At 59.8% G+C, this 20,614-nt stretch carries 24 protein-coding genes; 14 read left to right on the top strand and 10 right to left on the bottom strand.

The features are described from left to right. Positions 1-17: 17 nt before the first annotated feature. Positions 18-449 (bottom strand): NINE protein, encoded by a 432-nt coding sequence (locus tag ACYZT0_RS27430; RefSeq protein WP_462043823.1) that lies wholly within the window; start codon positions 447-449, stop codon positions 18-20. Positions 450-698: 249 nt separating this feature from the next. On the opposite strand from ACYZT0_RS27430, the gene ACYZT0_RS27425 reads away from it, so the two are divergent. Further along, on the top strand, positions 699-1,316 hold the full coding sequence (locus tag ACYZT0_RS27425; protein ID WP_462043822.1) for a C40 family peptidase: 618 nt from the start codon (positions 699-701) through the stop codon (positions 1,314-1,316). Between the two features lie 146 nt (positions 1,317-1,462). Here the strand turns inward: ACYZT0_RS27425 and ACYZT0_RS27420 are convergent, their stop codons facing one another. Further along, complete coding sequence (locus ACYZT0_RS27420) at positions 1,463-2,497, bottom strand: type IV pilus twitching motility protein PilT (protein WP_462043821.1); 1,035 nt, start codon at positions 2,495-2,497, stop codon at positions 1,463-1,465. A 57-nt stretch (positions 2,498-2,554) separates the two neighbouring features. Here ACYZT0_RS27420 and ACYZT0_RS27415 point away from each other — a divergent pair, with 57 nt between their 5' ends. The 9 genes from ACYZT0_RS27415 to ACYZT0_RS27375 all read left to right on the top strand — a co-directional run bounded on the left by ACYZT0_RS27415 (position 2,555) and on the right by ACYZT0_RS27375 (position 9,304). After that, complete coding sequence (locus ACYZT0_RS27415) at positions 2,555-3,253, top strand: YggS family pyridoxal phosphate-dependent enzyme (protein ID WP_462043820.1); 699 nt, start codon at positions 2,555-2,557, stop codon at positions 3,251-3,253. Between the two features lie 33 nt (positions 3,254-3,286). Continuing rightward, on the top strand, positions 3,287-4,105 hold the full coding sequence (gene proC, locus ACYZT0_RS27410; RefSeq protein WP_462043819.1) for a pyrroline-5-carboxylate reductase: 819 nt from the start codon (positions 3,287-3,289) through the stop codon (positions 4,103-4,105). A 10-nt stretch (positions 4,106-4,115) separates the two neighbouring features. Continuing rightward, positions 4,116-4,706: a YggT family protein gene (locus tag ACYZT0_RS27405; protein ID WP_461966892.1), complete on the top strand. Its 591-nt coding sequence runs from the start codon at positions 4,116-4,118 to the stop codon at positions 4,704-4,706. A 192-nt stretch (positions 4,707-4,898) separates the two neighbouring features. Beyond that, positions 4,899-6,041, top strand: coding sequence for a homoserine O-succinyltransferase MetX (gene metX, locus ACYZT0_RS27400; protein WP_462043818.1), 1,143 nt, complete (start codon positions 4,899-4,901; stop codon positions 6,039-6,041). A 40-nt stretch (positions 6,042-6,081) separates the two neighbouring features. Next, positions 6,082-6,702, top strand: coding sequence for a methionine biosynthesis protein MetW (gene metW / locus ACYZT0_RS27395; protein WP_462043817.1), 621 nt, complete (start codon positions 6,082-6,084; stop codon positions 6,700-6,702). Between the two features lie 26 nt (positions 6,703-6,728). Then, entirely contained in the window at positions 6,729-7,163 is a 435-nt protein-coding gene (locus ACYZT0_RS27390; RefSeq protein WP_462043816.1) for a DUF4426 domain-containing protein, read from the top strand. Beyond that, positions 7,160-7,756, top strand: coding sequence for an RdgB/HAM1 family non-canonical purine NTP pyrophosphatase (rdgB, locus tag ACYZT0_RS27385; RefSeq protein ID WP_462043815.1), 597 nt, complete (start codon positions 7,160-7,162; stop codon positions 7,754-7,756). The genes ACYZT0_RS27390 and rdgB overlap by 4 nt, the downstream gene beginning before the upstream one ends. After that, positions 7,753-8,958, top strand: a complete 1,206-nt coding sequence (gene hemW / locus ACYZT0_RS27380; RefSeq protein WP_462043814.1) for a radical SAM family heme chaperone HemW — start codon at positions 7,753-7,755, stop codon at positions 8,956-8,958. The genes rdgB and hemW overlap by 4 nt, the downstream gene beginning before the upstream one ends. A gap of 22 nt (positions 8,959-8,980) precedes the next feature. Then, on the top strand, positions 8,981-9,304 hold the full coding sequence (locus tag ACYZT0_RS27375) for a DUF3392 domain-containing protein (RefSeq protein ID WP_090178584.1): 324 nt from the start codon (positions 8,981-8,983) through the stop codon (positions 9,302-9,304). A 124-nt stretch (positions 9,305-9,428) separates the two neighbouring features. On the opposite strand, the gene trmB is transcribed toward ACYZT0_RS27375, so the two are convergent. From trmB to ACYZT0_RS27355, 4 genes are all read right to left on the bottom strand, one after another. Continuing rightward, entirely contained in the window at positions 9,429-10,154 is a 726-nt protein-coding gene (gene trmB, locus ACYZT0_RS27370) for a tRNA (guanosine(46)-N7)-methyltransferase TrmB (protein WP_462043813.1), read from the bottom strand. 9 nt (positions 10,155-10,163) lie between these two features. Beyond that, on the bottom strand, positions 10,164-10,958 hold the full coding sequence (locus ACYZT0_RS27365; protein ID WP_007897902.1) for a thiazole synthase: 795 nt from the start codon (positions 10,956-10,958) through the stop codon (positions 10,164-10,166). 60 nt (positions 10,959-11,018) lie between these two features. Next, on the bottom strand, positions 11,019-11,219 hold the full coding sequence (gene thiS, locus ACYZT0_RS27360) for a sulfur carrier protein ThiS (protein WP_167394879.1): 201 nt from the start codon (positions 11,217-11,219) through the stop codon (positions 11,019-11,021). Positions 11,220-11,309: 90 nt separating this feature from the next. Continuing rightward, entirely contained in the window at positions 11,310-11,681 is a 372-nt protein-coding gene (locus tag ACYZT0_RS27355; protein WP_462043812.1) for a DUF423 domain-containing protein, read from the bottom strand. 74 nt (positions 11,682-11,755) lie between these two features. Between ACYZT0_RS27355 and mtgA the strand changes: the two genes are divergently transcribed. Beyond that, positions 11,756-12,478 (top strand): monofunctional biosynthetic peptidoglycan transglycosylase, encoded by a 723-nt coding sequence (mtgA, locus tag ACYZT0_RS27350; RefSeq protein WP_462043811.1) that lies wholly within the window; start codon positions 11,756-11,758, stop codon positions 12,476-12,478. A 111-nt stretch (positions 12,479-12,589) separates the two neighbouring features. Here the strand turns inward: mtgA and rpoH are convergent, their stop codons facing one another. The 4 genes from rpoH to ftsY all read right to left on the bottom strand — a co-directional run bounded on the left by rpoH (position 12,590) and on the right by ftsY (position 16,765). Beyond that, entirely contained in the window at positions 12,590-13,444 is an 855-nt protein-coding gene (gene rpoH, locus ACYZT0_RS27345; RefSeq protein ID WP_462043810.1) for an RNA polymerase sigma factor RpoH, read from the bottom strand. 113 nt (positions 13,445-13,557) lie between these two features. Further along, positions 13,558-14,580 carry a permease-like cell division protein FtsX gene (gene ftsX, locus ACYZT0_RS27340; protein ID WP_462043809.1) on the bottom strand — a complete coding sequence of 341 codons (1,023 nt, stop codon included), beginning with the start codon at positions 14,578-14,580 and terminating at the stop codon, positions 13,558-13,560. Further along, positions 14,577-15,248, bottom strand: coding sequence for a cell division ATP-binding protein FtsE (gene ftsE / locus ACYZT0_RS27335; protein ID WP_008152655.1), 672 nt, complete (start codon positions 15,246-15,248; stop codon positions 14,577-14,579). The genes ftsX and ftsE overlap by 4 nt, the downstream gene beginning before the upstream one ends. Beyond that, positions 15,245-16,765: a signal recognition particle-docking protein FtsY gene (ftsY, locus tag ACYZT0_RS27330; RefSeq protein WP_462043808.1), complete on the bottom strand. Its 1,521-nt coding sequence runs from the start codon at positions 16,763-16,765 to the stop codon at positions 15,245-15,247. Before ftsY ends, ftsE begins: the two co-directional genes overlap by 4 nt. Before the next feature lie 344 nt (positions 16,766-17,109). On the opposite strand from ftsY, the gene ACYZT0_RS27325 reads away from it, so the two are divergent. From ACYZT0_RS27325 to rsmD, 3 genes are read left to right on the top strand one after another with little or no spacing between them, the layout of a single operon-like run. Then, positions 17,110-18,465 carry a M16 family metallopeptidase gene (locus ACYZT0_RS27325; RefSeq protein WP_462043807.1) on the top strand — a complete coding sequence of 452 codons (1,356 nt, stop codon included), beginning with the start codon at positions 17,110-17,112 and terminating at the stop codon, positions 18,463-18,465. Next, on the top strand, positions 18,458-19,948 hold the full coding sequence (locus ACYZT0_RS27320; RefSeq protein ID WP_462043806.1) for a M16 family metallopeptidase: 1,491 nt from the start codon (positions 18,458-18,460) through the stop codon (positions 19,946-19,948). Before ACYZT0_RS27325 ends, ACYZT0_RS27320 begins: the two co-directional genes overlap by 8 nt. After that, positions 19,948-20,559, top strand: coding sequence for a 16S rRNA (guanine(966)-N(2))-methyltransferase RsmD (gene rsmD / locus ACYZT0_RS27315; RefSeq protein ID WP_282383173.1), 612 nt, complete (start codon positions 19,948-19,950; stop codon positions 20,557-20,559). Before ACYZT0_RS27320 ends, rsmD begins: the two co-directional genes overlap by 1 nt. The last annotated feature ends 55 nt before the right edge of the window (positions 20,560-20,614 follow it).

Below are 20,614 nucleotides of genomic sequence, written 5' to 3'. Positions count from 1 at the left end.
GGTTTCCTCGCCACAACTTACTGGAAGGCGCCTCTGTTCTGCGCATTGCGAATCGACACCTGGTCATTCAGCGTCCAGAAGTCATACAGCACCCCTAGAAAGAACAAGCCGCCCGTCACCAGGTACAGCAATCCGCTGATCCACTTCCCCTGATACATCCGGTGTACGCCGAATACCCCAAGAAACGTCAGCAGAATCCACGCCACGTTGTACTCGATAGGTCCGGCGGTAAAACGCAGGTCTGCTTCACGATCCATGGCCGGGATCAGAAACAGGTCAATCAGCCAACCGATACCCAACAAACCGAAGGTGAAGAACCAGATAGTCCCGGTCACCGGCTTGCCGTAATAGAAGCGGTGAGCGCCGGTAAAACCCAAAATCCACAGCAGGTAACCGATCACTTTGCTGTGCGTGTCTTGATGCGGAACGGGCTGTTGATAGGTGTTCATGAATGACCTCGATTCTCACGATAGATAAATATTCTTGAATTCTTTGTGACTTTTTTACAGGTGGCCGACGTATGGCAGATGTTACCTTGTCTCCCGCCAAAGCCTTGTGGCACCTGACTTGTGTCCGACAATTGCGTCCATTTGCAGCTTATTTGGTTCCGTTGCCCTCAAGTTGAATCGACCAACGGCCCCGGAAGGGACAAAAAAGCTGTTATAAAGTTGCGCGCTAACTTATATGAGCCCTGCCTAATGCGTCCATTTTTCAAGACATGGCTAACCATTTGCCTTTTGATGCCACTGGCCGCCCACGCCACCAATCGTGAGCAACGTCTTCCTGACGTTAATGGTTACACCCAAAAATCCCATGTTTCTGCTCCTTCGAGCAAAAACAAACAGTCCGTAAAACGCTCTCCCCAACTGAGCAGCAAAAGCAGCCTGGTACCGCCGATGGCGACCAAGGAAAGCAGTAACGTGCTGAGCCGCGCAGTGAACGTCCTCGGTACTCCGTACCGTTGGGGTGGCAGCAGCCCAAGCAAAGGGTTCGACTGCAGTGGCCTGGTGAAATACGCGTTCAACGACGCTACGTTTGACCTGCCGCGCACCTCCAACGCCATGGCCAGCGGTCATGGGGAGAAAGTCGATCGCAAGGACCTGAAGCCTGGCGACCTGATTTTCTTCAACATCAAGAGCCGTCGGGTCGATCACGTTGCCATCTACCTGGGCAACGACCGCTTCATCCACGCACCACGCCGTGGCAAGTCGGTAAGCATCGACACTCTGAAGAAACCCTACTGGGAAAGCCACTACGTGGTTGCCAAGCGGGTTATGCCGAAAGAGAAGAACACCTTACAGGTTGTTCAGCGCTGATTTTATATCCTGGGTCTGACCCGGGATTTGCTTTGATCATGACGGCCTCTTCGCGGGCAAGCCTCGCTCCTACAGGGATCGCGTAAATTCTGTAGGAGCGAGCGGTGCGGCGATCCGACTTGCCCGCGAAGGCGTTTCTGGATCGATCAAAAATTATCCGGCGAACGCGCCTTCTCCCGCGCTTGCTCGCGGCTGATCAACCCCTTGGTCACCAGCTCCTTCAAGCACATATCCAGCGTCTGCATTCCCAGATTTCCCCCGGTCTGAATCGATGAGTACATCTGCGCCACCTTGTCTTCGCGGATCAGGTTACGGATCGCTGACGTGCCGAGCATGATTTCGTGCGCTGCGATCCGCCCGCCGCCGATCTTCTTGACCAGCGTCTGCGACACCACCGCCAGTAATGACTCGGAAAGCATCGAACGGACCATCGACTTCTCGTCCCCCGGAAACACGTCCACCACCCGGTCGATGGTTTTTGCCGCCGATGTCGTGTGCAGCGTGCCAAACACCAGGTGACCGGTTTCGGCGGCGGTCAACGCCAGGCGAATGGTCTCGAGATCGCGCATCTCACCGACCAGAATCACGTCCGGGTCCTCCCGCAGGGCCGAGCGTAGAGCCGTGGCGAAACTGCGCGTATCACGATGGACTTCACGCTGATTGATCAAGCATTTGCGCGACTCGTGGACGAACTCGATCGGGTCTTCGATAGTGAGAATGTGCTGATGGCGATGGGTGTTCAGGTGATCGATCATCGCCGCCAGGGTGGTGGACTTGCCGGAACCGGTCGGACCGGTCACCAGCACCAGCCCCCGCGGCGCCTCGGTAATCTTGCGAAACACTTCCCCCATACCGAGGTCATCCAAGCTCAGGACCTTGGACGGAATGGTCCGGAACACCGCGCCGGCACCACGATTCTGGTTGAACGCGTTAACCCGAAAGCGTGCCACGCCGGGTACTTCAAAGGAGAAGTCGGTTTCCAGGTGCTTTTCGAAGTCCACCCGCTGAGTGTCATTCATGATGTCGTAGATCAGCGCCTGAACCTGCTTGTGGTCCAGGGCCGGCAAATTGATGCGCCGCACATCGCCATCGACGCGGATCATCGGCGGCAGGCCGGCGGACAGGTGCAGGTCGGACGCGCCTTGTTTAGCGCTGAAGGCCAGCAGCTCAGTGATATCCATAGCGCTCCTCAATTCCAGTAGAATGCCGCGAACCTCAGACCCGCTGGCGCACATTGAATGTCCACGATAGCAGACAACATCGCTCACGTTAGTTCACGCATCCATGCTGCTACCGTCGCCGCAAAGCGCGACGAAGACAGCGTCCAGCTGCTGGCCGTGAGCAAGACCAAGCCGGCCGAGGCCCTGCGTGAAGCGTATGCCGCCGGCATCCGCGACTTTGGCGAGAACTACCTGCAGGAAGCCCTGAGCAAACAGCTCGAATTGGCCGACCTGCCCTTGATCTGGCACTTCATCGGCCCCATTCAATCGAACAAGACTCGCGCTATCGCCGAGCATTTCGCCTGGGTGCATTCCGTGGATCGTTTGAAAATCGCACAACGCCTGTCCGAACAACGTCCTGCCGATTTGCCGCCACTGAACATCTGTATCCAGGTCAACGTCAGCGGTGAAGCCAGCAAGTCCGGCTGCACCCCGGCCGACCTGCCAGCCCTGGCCAATGCCATCAGCGAACTGCCACGCATCAAGCTGCGCGGCTTGATGGCAATCCCCGAGCCGACTGAAGATCGCGCCGCCCAGGATGCCGCTTTTGCTGCCGTGCAGCGCCTGCAAGCCAGCCTGAACCTGCCCCTCGACACACTTTCCATGGGCATGAGCCACGACCTCGAGTCGGCCATCGCCATGGGCGCCACTTGGGTCCGCATCGGCACGGCCCTGTTTGGTGCTCGCGGCTCTCAACAAATGCATGGCCAGCCATAACGTGGCTGACTCCTCTCTTTATAAGGACCTGACATGAGCAAGACTCGTATTGCCTTTATCGGTGCCGGCAACATGGCCGCCAGCCTGATCGGTGGCCTGCGCGCCAAAGGTCTGGACGCCGCGCAGATCCGCGCCAGTGATCCGGGCGCTGAAACCCGCGCCAAAGTGAACGCTGAACACGGCGTTGAAGTATTCGCCGACAACGCCGAAGCCATCCAGGGCGCCGAAGTCATCGTACTGGCGGTAAAACCCCAAGCGATGAAAGCCGTCTGCGAAGCGATTCGCCCAAGCCTCAAGCCGAATCAACTGGTGGTCTCGATTGCTGCCGGCATCACCTGCGCCAGCATGAACAACTGGCTCGGCGCCCAACCAATCGTGCGTTGCATGCCGAACACTCCGGCGCTGCTGCGTCAGGGCGTGAGCGGTTTGTTCGCCACCGCCGAAGTGAACGCCGAACAACGCCAACAAGCCGAAGAGCTGCTGTCGGCCGTCGGCATTGCTCTGTGGCTGGGTGAAGAGCAGCAACTAGACGCGGTCACCGCCGTTTCCGGCTCGGGCCCGGCGTACTTCTTCCTGCTGATCGAAGCCATGACCGCCGCCGGCGTGAAACTTGGTCTGCCGCCGGAAACCGCTGCACAACTGACCCTGCAAACCGCTTTGGGCGCTGCTCACATGGCGGTAGCCAGTGATGTCGACGCGGCTGAACTGCGTCGCCGCGTGACGTCGCCTGCGGGCACGACCGAAGCGGCGATCAAGTCGTTCCAGGCCGGCGGCTTCGAAGCCCTGGTAGAAAAAGCACTCGGCGCCGCTGCGCACCGCTCGGCCGAGATGGCCGAACAATTGGGTCAATAAGGAGCCTTACATGATTGGATTGAACACTGCAGCGGTCTACGTGCTGCAAACCCTCGGCAGCCTGTACCTGCTGATCGTGCTGCTGCGCTTTGTGCTGCAACTGGTACGCGCAAACTTCTACAACCCGCTCTGCCAGTTCGCTGTAAAAGCCACTCAGCCGCTGCTCAAGCCACTGCGCCGGATTATCCCGAGCATGTTCGGCCTGGACATGTCCTCGCTGGTGCTGGCGATCCTCGTGCAACTGGCGCTGATGGCCCTGACCCTGCTGCTGACTTACGGCACCATCGGCAACCCGCTGCAATTGCTGATCTGGTCGCTGATCGGCGTGACCGCGCTGTTCCTCAAGATTTTCTTCTTTGCCCTGATCATCAGCGTGATCCTGTCGTGGGTCGCACCGGGCAGCCATAACCCTGGCGCCGAGCTGGTGAACCAGATCTGCGAACCGGCCCTGGCGCCGTTCCGCAAGATCGTGCCGAACCTTGGTGGCCTGGATATCTCGCCAATCCTGGCGTTCATGGTGCTCAAGCTGATCGACATGCTGGTGATCAACAACCTCGCCGCCATGACGATGATGCCGGAAATCCTCCGTCTACTGATCTGACCCTTGGCGCATGATCGTTCCCACGCGCAGCAAAGGAATGCAGCCCGGGACGCTCCGCGTCCCTGCCGAAGCGGACGCAGAGCGTCCATTGAGGCATTACCACGCAGAGCGTGGGAACGATCATGGGTAGTCGCTTGCTGCTAAAGGCAGCGGTCTTTAGACTTACGCCTCATTTCAACGAGAGCAGGGTCGATGCCAGCTGCCTTTCCCCCCGATTCTGTTGGTCTGGTGACGCCGCAAGTGGCGCACTTCAGCGAACCCCTGGCCTTGGCCTGCGGCCGTTCGCTCCCAGCTTATGACCTGATCTATGAAACCTACGGCACGCTGAACGCCACGGCGAGCAACGCCGTGCTGATCTGCCACGCCTTGTCCGGGCACCACCACGCTGCCGGTTTCCACAGCCCCGACGACCGCAAACCCGGTTGGTGGGACAGCTGCATCGGCCCCGGCAAGCCGATCGACACCCACAAGTTCTTTGTGGTCAGCCTGAACAACCTCGGTGGTTGCAATGGCTCCACCGGCCCGAGCAGCGTCAATCCGGAAACCGGCAAGCCGTTTGGCGCCGACTTCCCGGTACTGACCGTAGAAGATTGGGTTCACAGCCAGGCGCGCCTGGCTGATCAGCTCGGCATCCGCCAATGGGCCGCCGTGATTGGCGGCAGTCTCGGTGGTATGCAGGCCATGCAGTGGAGCATCACTTACCCTGATCGCATTCGGCACTGCCTGGCCATCGCCTCGGCACCCAAGCTGTCGGCGCAGAACATTGCCTTCAACGAAGTGGCGCGCCAGGCGATCCTCACCGACCCCGAATTCCACGGCGGTTCGTTCCTGGAAGCGGGCGTGATCCCCAAGCGCGGTTTGATGCTGGCGCGGATGGTCGGGCACATCACGTACCTGTCCGACGACTCGATGGGTGAGAAATTCGGTCGCGGCCTGAAGAGTGAAAAGCTCAACTACGACTTCCACAGCGTCGAATTTCAGGTCGAAAGCTACCTGCGTTATCAGGGCGAAGAGTTCTCCGGTCGTTTCGACGCCAACACGTACCTGCTGATGACCAAGGCGCTGGACTACTTCGATCCGGCGGCGAACTTCGACGATGACCTGGCGAAAACCTTCGCCAATGCCCAGGCCAAGTTCTGCGTGATGTCCTTCACCACCGACTGGCGCTTCTCCCCTGCCCGCTCGCGGGAACTGGTGGACGCGCTAATGGCGGCCAAGAAAGACGTCTGCTACCTGGAGATCGACGCTCCGCAAGGCCACGACGCCTTCCTGATTCCGATCCCGCGCTACCTGCAGGCGTTCAGCAACTACATGAACCGGATTTCGCTTATATGAGCCCCTATCACTTGGGTAAAAAGCACTTGGGGAGAAAGCCATGAGAGCCGATCTGGAAATCATCCAGGAATGGATCCCCGCCGGCAGCCGCGTGCTCGACCTCGGTTGCGGCGACGGCGAATTGCTGACCTGGCTGCGTGATAACAAGCAAGTCACCGGCTATGGCCTGGAAAACGACCCGGACAACATTGCCGAGTGTGTGGCCAAGGGCATCAACGTCATCGAGCAGGACCTGGACAAGGGCTTGGGCAACTTTGCTAGCAACAGCTTCGACGTTGTGGTCATGACCCAGGCACTGCAAGCCGTGCACTACCCGGACAAGATCCTCGACGAAATGCTGCGGGTCGGTCGCCAGTGCATCATCACCTTCCCCAACTTCGGTCACTGGCGCTGCCGCTGGTACCTGGCGAGCAAGGGCCGGATGCCGGTGTCCGATTTTCTGCCGTACACCTGGTACAACACACCGAACATCCACTTTTGCACCTTCGAAGACTTTGAAGCGTTGTGTCGCAAACGTGAAGCGAAGGTCATTGATCGGCTTGCCGTGGATCAACAGCACCGCCACGGGTGGGCCAGTAAGCTATGGCCTAATCTATTAGGTGAAATCGGTATTTACCGCGTCAGCAGCCCCGGGCTGCAAGACCACAAGGTCGCGGTCTGAGTCACGACACTACGAGGAGAACGATTATGGGTCGTCTAGCGCTGTTTGTACTTACTGCCTGCCTGAGCGTCACCGCCATGGCCGCCGACGCCATCAAAGGTGAGCGCCAGGAAACCTTTGGCGACGTGACGGTGCACTACAACACCTTCAACTCCACCTTCCTGACACCGGACATTGCCAAATCGGCGGAACTGGTTCGCAGCAAAAACCAGGGCGTGATCAACGTTTCCGTGATCAAGGAAGGCAAGCCGCTGGTGGCGCAAGTGAGCGGCTCGGTCAAAGACCTGACCAGCCAGACCGTACCGTTGAAGTTCAAACAGATCACCGAACAAGGCGCGATCTACTACATCGCCCAGTTCCCGGTAGATCAGCAGGAAGTTCGCACTTTCGAGATCAAGGTGCAGAACGGTGACAAAACCAACACCATCAATTTCAACCAAGAGCTTTTCCCCGGCGAATGATGAATTTCACGCAACTCGTACTGGCCAGCCATAACGCCGGCAAACTCAAGGAACTTCAGGCCATGCTCGGCGAATCGGTGCAACTGCGCTCGATCGGCGAGTTCAGCAGCGTCGAGCCTGAAGAAACCGGCTTGTCGTTCGTCGAGAACGCCATCCTCAAGGCCCGCAATGCCGCGCGCATCTCCGGCCTGCCGGCGCTGGCCGATGATTCCGGGTTGGCCGTGGATTTCCTCGGCGGTGCGCCGGGTATCTACTCGGCCCGTTACGCCGACGGCCAGGGCGATGCGGCGAACAACGCCAAACTGCTCGCTGTGTTGAAAGACGTGCCGCAAGACGAGCGCGGCGCGCAGTTCGTCTGTGTGCTGGCGCTGGTGCGTCATGCCGACGATCCATTGCCGATCCTCTGCGAAGGCCTGTGGCACGGGCGTATCTTGCCGGCGGCCAGCGGTGAGCACGGTTTTGGTTACGATCCGCTGTTCTGGGTGCCGGAGCGCGATTGCTCGAGTGCCGAGTTGAGCCCCAGCGACAAGAACCTCATCAGCCACCGCGCCCGTGCAATGGATCTGCTGCGCCAGCGTCTGGGCCTGAAATGATCCACGACTCCTCCGCATCGCCGCTGATCTTCGGCGGCGACGCACAATCGCCTCGGACCGCGCTGCCAACGCTGCCGCCCTTGGCGCTGTACATCCACATCCCGTGGTGTGTGCGCAAATGTCCTTACTGTGACTTCAACTCCCACACCGCAAGCCCGGTGCTGCCAGAAGAAGACTATGTGGACGCGCTGCTCGCCGACCTCGATCAGGACCTGCATGCAGTCTATGGCCGTGAGCTGAGTTCGATCTTCTTTGGAGGCGGCACGCCGAGCCTGTTCAGCGCCGAAGCGTTGGGCCGCTTGCTCAAAGGCGTCGAGCAACGCATCCCGTTTGCCAGCGACATCGAGATCACTCTAGAAGCCAATCCGGGAACGTTCGAGCAAGAGAAGTTCGTCGCCTACCGAGCGCTGGGCATCAATCGCCTGTCGATCGGCATCCAGAGCTTTCAGGAAGAGAAACTCAAGGCCCTGGGGCGGATTCACAACGGTGACGAAGCGGTACGTGCCGCCGGCATGGCCCGTCAGGCCGGGTTCGACAACTTCAATCTGGACCTGATGCACGGTTTACCCGATCAGTCCCTGGACGACGCCCTGAGCGACCTGCGCCAGGCCATCGCCCTGAAGCCGACCCACTTGTCTTGGTATCAGCTGACCCTGGAACCGAACACGGTGTTCTGGAACCAGCCGCCGACGCTGCCGGAAGACGACACGCTATGGGACATTCAGGAAGCCGGTCAGGCGTTGTTGGCCGAGCACGGTTACGCGCAATACGAAGTCTCGGCTTATGCGCAGCCCGATCGTGCGGCGCGGCATAACCTCAATTACTGGAGTTTCGGCGACTTCATCGGCATCGGTGCCGGCGCCCACGGCAAGCTCAGTCATCCGGACGGACGCATCGTCCGTACCTGGAAGACCCGTCTGCCGAAGGACTACCTCAACCCGGCCAAAAGCTTCAAGGCCGGGGAGAAAGCCCTGACCAATGAAGAGCTGCCGTTCGAGTTCCTGATGAACGCCTTGCGCCTGACGGCAGGTGTTGAATCGCGGTTGTACCCTGAGCGCACCGGACTGAACCTGGAAAGCCTCGCCGAAGGCCGCCGGGGCGCCGAACAAAGTGGCTTGTTGCAGGTCGAACCGTCACGTCTGGCGGCCACCGAGCGCGGACAACTCTTTCTCAATGACTTGCTGCAGACATTTCTGAGCTGATTTCAGCCTTAAGGGAAAACGAATGGATTTGATACTCGACCTGCTCGCCACCGCGTCCCGCTGGAGCCGTAGCAACCTGTCGGAAATCGCTCTGGCACTGGTGGGCTGCCTGCTGGTGTTGTTTGGCGCCGATATCAAAGGTTGGGTCGATCAACGCCTGGGCAGCATCGCCGGCGCCTTGCGCGTCCCGCTAATGGCCCTGCTGTGCATGGTCGGCAGCGGCGTGGCGCTGATCTACGCCACGCCGTGGATCATCAAAGGCCTGAGCCAGTTCAACAACTACAGCCTGGCGCCGGTTTTGTTGGTGGTGCTGGTGTTGATAGGCGTAGTCGCCGACCGCCGCTGATTTCAGCCACAACACAAATCCCGTAGGAGCGAGGCTTGCCCGCGAAAAAAGATCACGCGGTGTACCTGTTACACCGCGGCGTCCCCTTCGCGGGCAAGCCTCGCTCCCACAGGTTTCACGTCGTTCAGGACTGTTTTTCGAACTTCAGGTCCCACACGCCATGCCCAAGTCGTTCGCCGCGGCGTTCGAACTTGGTGATCGGGCGCTCGGCCGGGCGCGGGACGCATTTGCCGTCTTCGGCCAGGTTGCGGTAACCCGGCGCAACGTTCATCACTTCCAGCATGTACTCGGCGTACGGTTCCCAGTCGGTGGCCATGTGCAGCACACCGCCGACCTTCAACTTGCTGCGCACCAGTTCAGCGAACGACGCCTGAACGATACGACGCTTGTGGTGACGGCTCTTGTGCCATGGATCCGGGAAAAACAGCATCAGGCGATCAAGGCTGTTGTCGGCCACGCAGCGGTTGAGCACTTCGATCGCATCGCAATCGTAGACCCGCAGGTTGGTCAGGCCCTGAGTCAGCACGCCATTGAGCAGCGCACCCACACCCGGACGGTGCACTTCCACGCCGATAAAATCCTGTTCCGGCGAGGCCGCGGCCATTTCCAGCAGCGAATGGCCCATGCCGAAGCCGATTTCCAGGGAACGCGGCGCCGAGCGGCCGAACACCCGGTCGAAGTCCACTGGCGCATCGGCCAGCGGCAGGACGAACAGCGGCGTGCCCTGCTCCAGGCCTTTTTGCTGGCCTTCGGTCATGCGTCCGGCGCGCATCACGAAACTCTTGATGCGGCGGTGTTGGCGCTCTTCGCCTTCTTCCGGCTGGATAGGCGTGTCGTTTGATTCAGTCATCAATGGCTCTTACTTGATCAGACCATCCAGCGGCGAGGAGGCGCTGGCATAGAGTTTTTTCGGCATGCGGCCGGCGAGGTAGGCCAGGCGGCCCGCAACGATGGCGTGTTTCATGGCTTCAGCCATCATGATCGGCTGCTGGGCATGGGCGATGGCAGAGTTCATCAGCACCGCTTCGCAACCCAGTTCCATGGCGATGGTGGCGTCGGAAGCGGTACCGACACCGGCGTCCACCAGCACCGGAATCTTGGCTTCTTCGAGGATGATCTGCAGGTTGTACGGGTTGCAGATCCCAAGGCCTGTACCGATCAGACCGGCCAGCGGCATGACCGCGATGCAGCCGATTTCCGCCAGTTGACGGGCGATGATCGGGTCATCGCTGGTGTAAACCATCACGTCGAAACCTTCCTTGACCAGCACTTCGGCGGCTTTAAGGGTTTCGATCACGTTGGGGAACAGGGTTTTCTGGTCCGCCAGCACTTCCAGCTTCACCAGGTTGTGGCCGCCGAGCAGCTCACGGGCCAAGCGACAGGTGCGCACAGCCTCGGTAGCGTCGAAGCAACCGGCGGTGTTAGGCAGGAAGGTGTAGCGATCCGGCGACAGGACTTCGAGCAGGTTCGGTTCGCCCGGGTTCTGGCCGAGGTTGGTGCGGCGCACGGCGAAGGTGACGATCTCGGCACCCGAGGCTTCGATGGCCAGGCGGGTTTCTTCCATGTCGCGGTACTTGCCGGTACCTACCAGCAAACGCGACTGGTAAGTACGACCGGCCAGGACGAAGGGCTTGTCGCTACGAACGATGCTCATGGGAAATCCTCTGTTGGGGTGAGGTTCTTGCAGAATTCTGTGCCCTTGCGGGCCGGGCGACTAGCCGCCGCCGATGGCGTGTACCACTTCGACATTGTCGCCGTCGTTCAGCGTGGTGTCGGCATGCTGGCTGCGCGGGACGATATCCAGATTGAGTTCGACCGCCACCCGGCGCCCGGTCAGATCCAGACGGGTCAGCAGGGCCGCAACGGTTTCGCCGTCGGGCAGTTCAAGGGATTCGCCGTTCAACTGAATGCGCATACCGAATGCCGCCATCATTTTTAGGGGCTGGCATTCTAGCCCGATCAGTCTTGGTGACCCAAGCCATTCGTCATGAAATGGACTGCTCGGTCAGCTCAACCGCCAAGCGGCAAGCCCCAGGCAGAACCAGCCCACCAGAAAAGCCAACCCGCCGAAGGGGGTGATGATCCCTAACTGACTGACGCCGGTCATGGTCAACAGGTACAGACTGCCGGAGAACAGCAGTATGCCGATGACAAACGATGCACCCGCCCACGTGATCAGGCGACCGGGAATCTGCGTGGCCAACAGTGCCACGCCCAGCAAGGCCAAGGTGTGCACCAATTGGTAGGTCACGCCGGTGTGGAAAATCGCCAGGTATTCGGGCGTCAGACGGTTTTTCAGGCCGTGGGCGGCGAACGCGCCAAGGGCAACACCGGTGAAGCCGAAAAAAGCGGCCAGCATCAGAAAGCCACGCAACATGAAGAACTCCAGTCAGACTCGATCAACAGGGTCTGTATAATGGCCCGCTCAACGGGTTCGGCCAAGCCATCTCTATGCTGCGTTTATTTTTGCGACGATTCACGAAGGCCCTGCTCTGGTTCGCGGGTGGCAGCGTATTGCTGGTTCTGATTTTTCGTGTGGTACCGCCACCTGGAACGGCCTTGATGGTCGAGCGCAAGGTCGAATCCTGGTTCGACGGCGAACCCATCGACCTGCAACGCACCTGGAAACCCTGGGATGAAATCTCCGATGACCTGAAAGTCGCGGTGATTGCCGGCGAAGACCAGAAATTCCCGGAGCATTGGGGTTTTGACTTTGGCGCGATCCAGGCCGCACTGGCCCACAACGAGCTCGGCGGATCGATTCGCGGCGCCAGCACCCTGAGTCAGCAGGTCTCGAAGAATCTGTTTCTGTGGTCCGGCCGCAGCTGGTTACGCAAAGGTCTGGAAGCCTGGTTTACCGGGCTGATCGAAGTGCTCTGGCCCAAGCAGCGAATTCTCGAGGTGTACCTCAACAGCGTTGAGTGGGATGACGGTGTATTTGGCGCCGAAGCAGCGGCCAGGCATCACTTTGGCGTCGGCGCTCGTTCGTTGTCCCGGCAGCAGGCCAGTTTGTTGGCTGCGGTGCTGCCTAACCCGCGGGTTTGGAGTGCCGGTCATCCAACCAACTATGTCGCACGGCGAGCGGGATGGATTCGACAACAGATGAGTCAGTTGGGTGGCGACAGTTATCTGGTGGGGATCAACGATTCACGCCGGGCGCCTTGGACCCAATGACTGGTCTGCGACGACGCAATCCCCTGTAGGAGCGAGCGGTGTGTCACTAGTGAGCACAAACAAAAACGCCCCGATCAATGATCGGGGCGTTTTTTATTGCCGGTTCTCAGCTTATGCAGCAATCGATACCTTGAGCTTGTTCATCGCGCTCTTCTCGAGCTGACGAATACGCTCGGCCGACACGTTGTACTTTTGCGCCAGGTCGTGCAGCGTGGCTTTTTCTTCTGCCAGCCAGCGCTGGTAGAGGATGTCACGGCTGCGGTCGTCCAGCACTTCAAGCGCTTCGTGCAGGTTATGGTTCGAGTTTTCGCTCCAGTCAGCATCTTCCAGCTGACGGGCCGGGTCGTACCGGTGGTCTTCCAGATAGTTGGCCGGCGATTGGAAAGCGCTGTCATCGTCCGCTTCCGCGGCCGGGTCGAAGGCCATGTCATGGCCGGTCAGACGACTTTCCATCTCGCGTACTTCCCGAGGCTCTACACCGAGGCTTTCCGCCACACGGTGGACTTCCTCGTTGTTAAGCCACGCCAGACGTTTCTTCTGGCTGCGCAGGTTGAAAAACAGCTTGCGTTGAGCCTTGGTGGTCGCGACTTTCACAATGCGCCAGTTGCGCAGAATGAACTCGTGGATTTCCGCCTTGATCCAGTGCACGGCAAAGGACACCAGGCGTACACCCATTTCCGGGTTGAAGCGCTTCACGGCCTTCATCAGGCCGACGTTGCCTTCCTGGATCAGGTCAGCCTGAGCCAGACCGTAGCCGGAATAGCTACGGGCGATATGTACAACAAAACGCAGGTGGGCGAGCACCATCTGCCGAGCCGCCCCCAAATCCTGCTCATAATAGAGACTCTCGGCCAGTTCACGCTCCTGCTCCGGCGTCAGCAATGGAATGCTGTTCACCGTGTGCACATAGGCCTCCAGGTTTGCACCCGGGACCAGCGCATATGCAGGTTGCAAAGAATTGGTCATACGAAAAAACCTCCGACTTACATAACTCGTGCAGTTCAGCACTGCGAAAATTGACCGGAAACCGAAAGACAAGTTCCCATAAACGCTGAAAGGTCAATACGAGCAAAATGATACTACTTAGGCGCAAGCTCCCTCAGGTGGCGTGCGACTGCAATCCATGCCCCGATATACCCCAACAGCACCGCGCCAAGCAAGAGCGACAGACCATCGGCAACTGGCACTCCGGCCAGCGCGAAATCACTGCCGTACAAACCGGCCAGCCCCACTACCGCGTCGTTCAGCCAATCAAGGCCAAACGCCAATACGCCCCAGGAAAGAATCCCAGCACCGAAGCCATATAGCGCCCCCATATACAGAAAAGGCCTGCGCACATAGCTGTCAGTGCCGCCGACGAGTTTAATCACTTCTATCTCTGTGCGGCGGTTTTCAATATGAAGACGAATGGTATTGCCTATCACCAAAAGTAATGCAGAAACCAAAAGCACGGTCAGACCAAAGACAAAACGGTCGCCCAGCTTGAGGATCGCTGCCAGACGCTCGACCCAGACTAGATCAAGTTGCGCCTGTTGTACCTTGGGCAACTCGGAAAGTTTTTGTCGTAATGATTCAAGGGCGGGCTTGTCGACTTCATTCGGCGTCACCAGAACCACGCCTGGCAGCGGGTTCTCCGGCAGCTCCTTGAGCGCCTCGCCCAGACCGGACTGCTGCTGAAACTCTTCCAGCGCTTGATCGCGGCCGACATATTCAGCATCGGCGACGCCGGGCATCCCCTTGATCTGCTCGCGCAGCGACTCACCCTCAGCGGGGCTGGCCTCGATTTGCAGGTACAGGGAAATCTGCGCCGCACGCTGCCAGGAACCGCCGAGGCGCTCGACGTTACTTAGCAAAAGTGACAGGCCCATAGGCAAGCTCAGAGCCACCGCCATTACCATGCAGGTAAAGAAACTACCGATTGGCTGCTTGCCCAAACGACGCAAGCTATCGAGCAGACTGGCCCGATGACTCTCGACCCAGGCGCGGAACAACGTGGCGAAGTCCGGACCGTCATCATCGTCGCGTTTTTTCTTCTGCGGCTGCGGGTCGGCGGCCTTTGGGGCCACGCGCTCGGAAACCTTGGGGCTGCGTGTCGCACTCATACGCCAGCCTCCCCGTCGCCGATCAATCGGCCGCGCTGCAGGGTCAGCATACGGTGACGCATACGGGCGATCAGCGCCAGGTCGTGACTGGCAATCAGCACACTGGTGCCCAGACGGTTGATGTCTTCGAACACGCCCATGATTTCTGCCGCCAGACGCGGATCGAGGTTACCGGTCGGCTCATCTGCCAGCAGCAAGGCCGGACGGTGAACGATAGCGCGGGCGATGCCGACGCGCTGTTGTTGACCGGTGGACAGGTCGCCGGGGTACAGATCGGTCTTGTCCGAGAGCGCTACGCGCTCCAGGGCCGAATCCACGCGCTTGGCGATCTCGGCCTTGGACAGCCCAAGGATCTGCAAGGGCAGCGCGATATTGTTGAACACCGTGCGATCGAACAGTAACTGGTGGTTCTGGAACACCACGCCGATCTGCCGGCGCAAGTACGGGATCTGCGCATTGCTGATGGTGCTCAGATCTTGACCGGCCAGCAGCAATTTGCCGGTGGTTGGACGCTCCATCGCCAGCAGCAGGCGCAATAAGGTGCTTTTACCGGCGCCGGAATGGCCGGTCACAAACAGAAACTCGCCCCGACGGACGCGAAAGCTCAGCTCATGCAAGCCGACGTGACCGTTCGGGTAGCGCTTACCGACCTGCTCGAAACGAATCATGAACGCTCCCGCTCGGCAAACAGTGCCTGGACAAAGGGTTCTGCTTCAAAAGTACGCAAATCATCGATGCCTTCACCGACGCCGATGTAGCGAATGGGCAAACCAAACTGCTTGGCGAGGGCAAAAATCACCCCACCTTTGGCGGTGCCGTCGAGCTTGGTCAGCGCCAGGCCGGTCAGTTCGACGGTCTGGTTGAATTGCTTGGCCTGGTTGATCGCGTTCTGCCCCGTACCGGCATCGAGCACCAACAGCACCTCGTGAGGCGCGTCGGCGTCGAGTTTGCTGATAACCCGGCGAACCTTCTTCAGCTCTTCCATCAAATTGTCTTTGGTGTGCAGACGACCGGCGGTGTCGGCGATCAGCACATCGATGCCACGGGCCTTGGCCGCTTGCACGGCATCGAAGATAACCGAAGCCGAGTCAGCGCCGGTGTGCTGGGCGATGACCGGGATCTTGTTGCGCTCGCCCCAGACCTGCAATTGCTCGACGGCGGCGGCGCGGAAGGTATCGCCGGCCGCGAGCATGACTTTCTTGCCTTCAAGTTGCAGCTTTTTCGCCAGTTTGCCGATGGTGGTGGTCTTGCCGGCACCGTTGACACCGACAACCAGAATCACGAACGGCTTGCTCTGCGAAATGATTTTCAGCGGTTGCTCGACGGGCTTGAGCATCGCCGCCAGTTCCGCTTGCAGGGATTTGTACAGCGCATCGGCATCGGCCAGTTCTTTACGGGCGACTTTCTGGGTCAGATGCTGAATGATCACCGACGTCGCCTCGACGCCAACGTCGGCGGTCAGCAGGCGGGTTTCGATGTCTTCGAGCAACTCGTCATCGATGATCTTCCTGCCCAGGAACAGGCTAGCCATGCCTTCGCCGATGCTGGCGCTGGTCTTGGACAAGCCTTGTTTCAGGCGGGCGAAGAAACCGGCTTTGGTTTCTTCGGTACGCGCAGGCTCGGCAGGCGTTTCGACGGGAGCGACAGGTGCGGCGGCAACGGGAGCGACAACCGGTGCGGGTGCAGGTGCTGGAGAAACCGGAGCAACCGGAGCAATAAATGCAGGAGCGACAGGCTCTGGGACCACGCGCACAGGCTCGGCCATGACAACTGGCGCGACAACCGGCTCGACCACTGGCGCTTGAACGGGCTCAGGAGCCAATGCGCTCGGCGCCGGGATAGGCGGTGTAACGTGCGGCGCCAGCTCATCTTCGACCAATGCCACCGGTTCTTCCGCCACAGGTAACGTCAGCCACGGCTCGGCAATGGGTGTCAGCGGCACCTGAGTCACGACTTCGGCAACCACATCAGGCTCAGGCTCGGTGACCGCTTGCAGCACCGGCTCGGCGATCGGCAAGACAACCGGCGCGGGCTCTTCTTCTATGCCCGGCGCAGGTGTTGGCTCAGGAAGTGGCTGTGGCTGTTCGACGACGGGTTCCTGCGGCTTTTTGCGCAGCCATCCGAACAGGCTTTTCTTCTCACCAGCCGCAGCTGGGGCTTTCTTGTCGTCGTTGGAACCAAACATGGAGGACGGCTATCTCACGGTAGCGACGCGCCAAAGGGCGCCTCGGCAAATAAATATTCGATGCAGAACAGACTGCGATTGACCCAGCTTGTTCACGCGCAACATTTTGTCGAGGTGCAAACAGCACCTCAAAGGTTGACTAATACGAAGGACTGGAACGGCATCGTCGGCGAAAACGCAGAGTTTAGCTGACAAACTCAAAGCTTCCGCAGGTAACCCATGCAACCTTCCGGCCGATCAAAGGCCTGATAGGCGTGGCCGCCAGTAAAACGGACCAGTATCCTAGCACCCTCTCGCCCGCCGACGCTAAGACCAAGCGGGCAGCTCAACAGGTTTAAAAACGAATGAATGCTTTAGCCCGCCGCGCTGCAGGCCTGCTGCTCAGCACAGTTTGTCTGCCCCTCTCGGCCTTGGCTGCCGATCCACAACCCACCCACGAATTCACCCTCGATAACGGCCTGAAGGTCGTCGTGCGCGAAGACCATCGTGCACCGGTGGTGGTTTCCCAAGTCTGGTACAAGGTCGGCTCAAGCTACGAGACGCCGGGTCAGACCGGTTTGTCCCATGCCCTGGAACACATGATGTTCAAGGGCAGCGAAAAAGTCGGCCCCGGCGAAGCTTCGCTCATCCTGCGCGACCTCGGCGCCGAAGAGAACGCGTTCACCAGCGACGACTTCACTGCTTATTACCAAGTGCTGGCCCGTGACCGTCTGGGCGTGGCCTTCGAGCTGGAAGCCGACCGCATGGCCAGCCTGCGTCTGCCGGCCGACGAGTTCGCCCGCGAGATCGAAGTCATTAAAGAAGAACGTCGCCTGCGCACCGACGACAAACCAATGTCCAAGGCCTACGAACGCTTCAAGGCCATGGCCTACCCGGCCAGCGGTTACCACACGCCGACCATCGGCTGGATGGCTGACCTCGATCGCATGAAAGTCGAGGAGCTGCGCCACTGGTACCAATCCTGGTACGTGCCGAACAACGCCACGTTGGTCGTGGTCGGCGACGTGACCCCGGACGAGGTCAAAACCCTGGCCCAGCGCTACTTCGGCCCGATCGCCAAACGTGATGTGCCACCGGCGAAAATCCCGCTGGAACTGGCCGAACCCGGCGAGCGGCAGATCACCCTGCACGTGCAGACCCAACTGCCAAGCCTGATGCTGGGTTTCAATGTGCCAAGCATCGCCACCGCCGAAGACAAACGTTCGGTGAATGCCTTGCGCCTGATCTCGGCCCTGCTCGACGGCGGCTACAGCGCACGCATCCCGACGCAACTGGAGCGCGGCGAAGAGCTGGTGTCCGGCGGTTCGTCGAGCTACGACGCCTACACCCGTGGCGACAGCCTGTTCACCTTGTCGGCAACGCCCAATACCCAGAAAAAGAAAACCATGGCCCAGGCCGAAGCCGGTTTGTGGAAGCTGCTTGAACAGCTGAAAACCACCGCGCCGTCCGCTGAAGAGCTGGAACGCGTCCGCGCACAAGTCATCGCAGGCCTGGTCTACGAGCGTGACTCGATCACCAGCCAGGCCACCGCCATTGGCCAATTGGAAACAGTTGGCCTGTCGTGGAAGCTGATGGACACCGAACTCGCCGACCTGGAAAGCGTGACCCCGGAAGACATCCAGAAAGCCGCCAAGCTGTATTTCACCCGCGAACGTCTCAGCGTCGCCCATGTATTGCCAGAGGAGACGACTCATGAGTGAGCGTAAAAAACCGCGCTTGGCCCTGATTGGCCTGATCGCTGTCGCATTGATCGGGTCTGCAGCTTTTTACTTCTCGAAGACCGACGAATCCAAGGCCAGCGAAGCCCTCGACAAGGCCAAGGCCAGCCAGAAGCTGCAATCGCTGGCAGAACTCGACGGCAAGGCGCCAAGTCACCGCACCCTGGACGTGCAGACCTGGAAAACCGCCGAAGGCGCCAAGGTGCTGTTCGTTGAAGCCCGGGAGCTGCCGATGTTCGACATGCGCCTGATCTTCGCTGCCGGCAGCAGCCAGGATGGCGATGCGCCGGGTCTGGCGGTGCTGACCAACGCGATGCTCAACGAAGGTGTGGCCGGCAAAGACGTTGGCGCCATCGCTCAGGGCTTCGAAGGCCTGGGCGCTGACTTTGGCAACGGCGCGTTTAAAGACATGGCACTGGCTTCCCTGCGCAGCCTCAGCGCCGCGGACAAACGCGAACCGGCCCTGAAGTTGTTCTCTGAAGTCGTCGGCAAACCGACCTTCCCCGCCGATTCCTTTGCGCGCATCAAGAACCAGATGCTCGCCGGTTTCGAATACCAGAAGCAGAACCCCGGCAAACTGGCGAGCCTGGAGCTGATGAACCGTCTGTACGGCGATCACGCGTACGCGCATTCCAGCGACGGCACGGCGAAAACCGTTCCGGCGATCACCGTGGCGCAACTGCGCGCGTTCCATGAGAAGGCCTATGCGGCTGGCAACGTGGTGATTGCGCTGGTGGGCGACCTGTCTCGCGCCGAGGCGGAGGCGATTGCTTCGCAAGTCTCCAGCACGCTGCCAAAAGGTCCTGAGCTGGCGAAAATTCCGCAACCGGAGGAACCGAAAGCCAGCATCGGTCACATCGAGTTCCCGTCCAAGCAGACCAACCTGATGCTCGCGCAATTGGGCATCGACCGTGACGATCCGGACTACGCGGCACTGTCCATGGGCAACCAGATTCTGGGTGGCGGTGGTTTCGGCACCCGGTTGATGAGCGAAGTGCGCGAGAAGCGTGGCCTGGCTTACGGCGTCTATTCGGGCTTCACCCCGATGCAGGCGCGCGGCCCGTTCATGATCAACCTGCAAACCCGCGCCGAGATGAGCGAAGGCACGCTGAAACTGGTGCAAGACGTGCTCGCCGACTACCTTAAAACCGGCCCGACCGAGAAGGAACTCGACGATGCCAAGCGTGAACTGGCCGGCAGCTTCCCGCTGTCCACTGCCAGCAACGCCGATATTGTCGGCCAGCTCGGCGCCATGGGTTTCTACAACCTGCCGCTGAATTATCTGGATGACTTTATGCGTGAGTCCCAAAGCCTGACGGTCGAACAGGTTAAAACCGCACTGAACAAACACTTGAGCACGGACAAAATGGTCATCGTCAGCGCTGGCCCGACCGTGCCGCAAAAGCCGTTGCCGGCCCCAACTGATAAACCTGCCGAGCAACCGCTCGGGGTCCCGGAGCATTAATGGCCACTCGTCCTAAAAAACCCGTTCACAACGTGCACAACGGTGTGAACCAACTGCGCATCATCGGCGGTGAATGGGGCAGCCGAAAGCTGAGCTTCCCTGACGCACCGGGCTTGCGCCCGACCCCGGACCGGGTGCGTGAAACTTTGTTCAACTGGCTCGCGCCGTACGTTGCCGGGGCCAAAGTGTTTGATCCGTTCGCCGGCAGCGGCGCGTTGTTCCTCGAAGCCTTGTCCCGTGGCGCGGCCATGGGTCAAGCGCTGGACGCCAGCAACATCGCGGTCGCCAGCATCAAGGAGCATCTGGGCACGCTGCGCTGCACCACCGGCCAGATTCAGACCGCCGATGCCTTACGCTACCTGGAAACCCAGACAGCAACTGCGTACGACGTGGTGTTCCTCGACCCGCCGTTCAACCAGAACTTGTTGCCGACCGTCTGCACGCTGCTTGAAGAGCGTCAATGGCTGGCCAACGAGGCCTGGATCTACACTGAAAGCGAAAACGCACCCTCGATACTCGGTCTGCCAGGCAACTGGCGCCTGCACCGGGAGCAGAAATCCGGGCGGGTTTACTACGCGTTGTGGCAACGTATGGCAGAGATCGCCGGTTAATCGACCGGCCTGAAAAAGGTGCGTGCCTCAAGCGAGGCTCGCACCGCTGCATCGA

It is taken from the genome of Pseudomonas sp. ZS1P83 (assembly GCF_054897825.1).
Note: the sequence above shows the minus strand (reverse complement) of the source record. Positions and strands in the feature narration are given on the sequence as shown.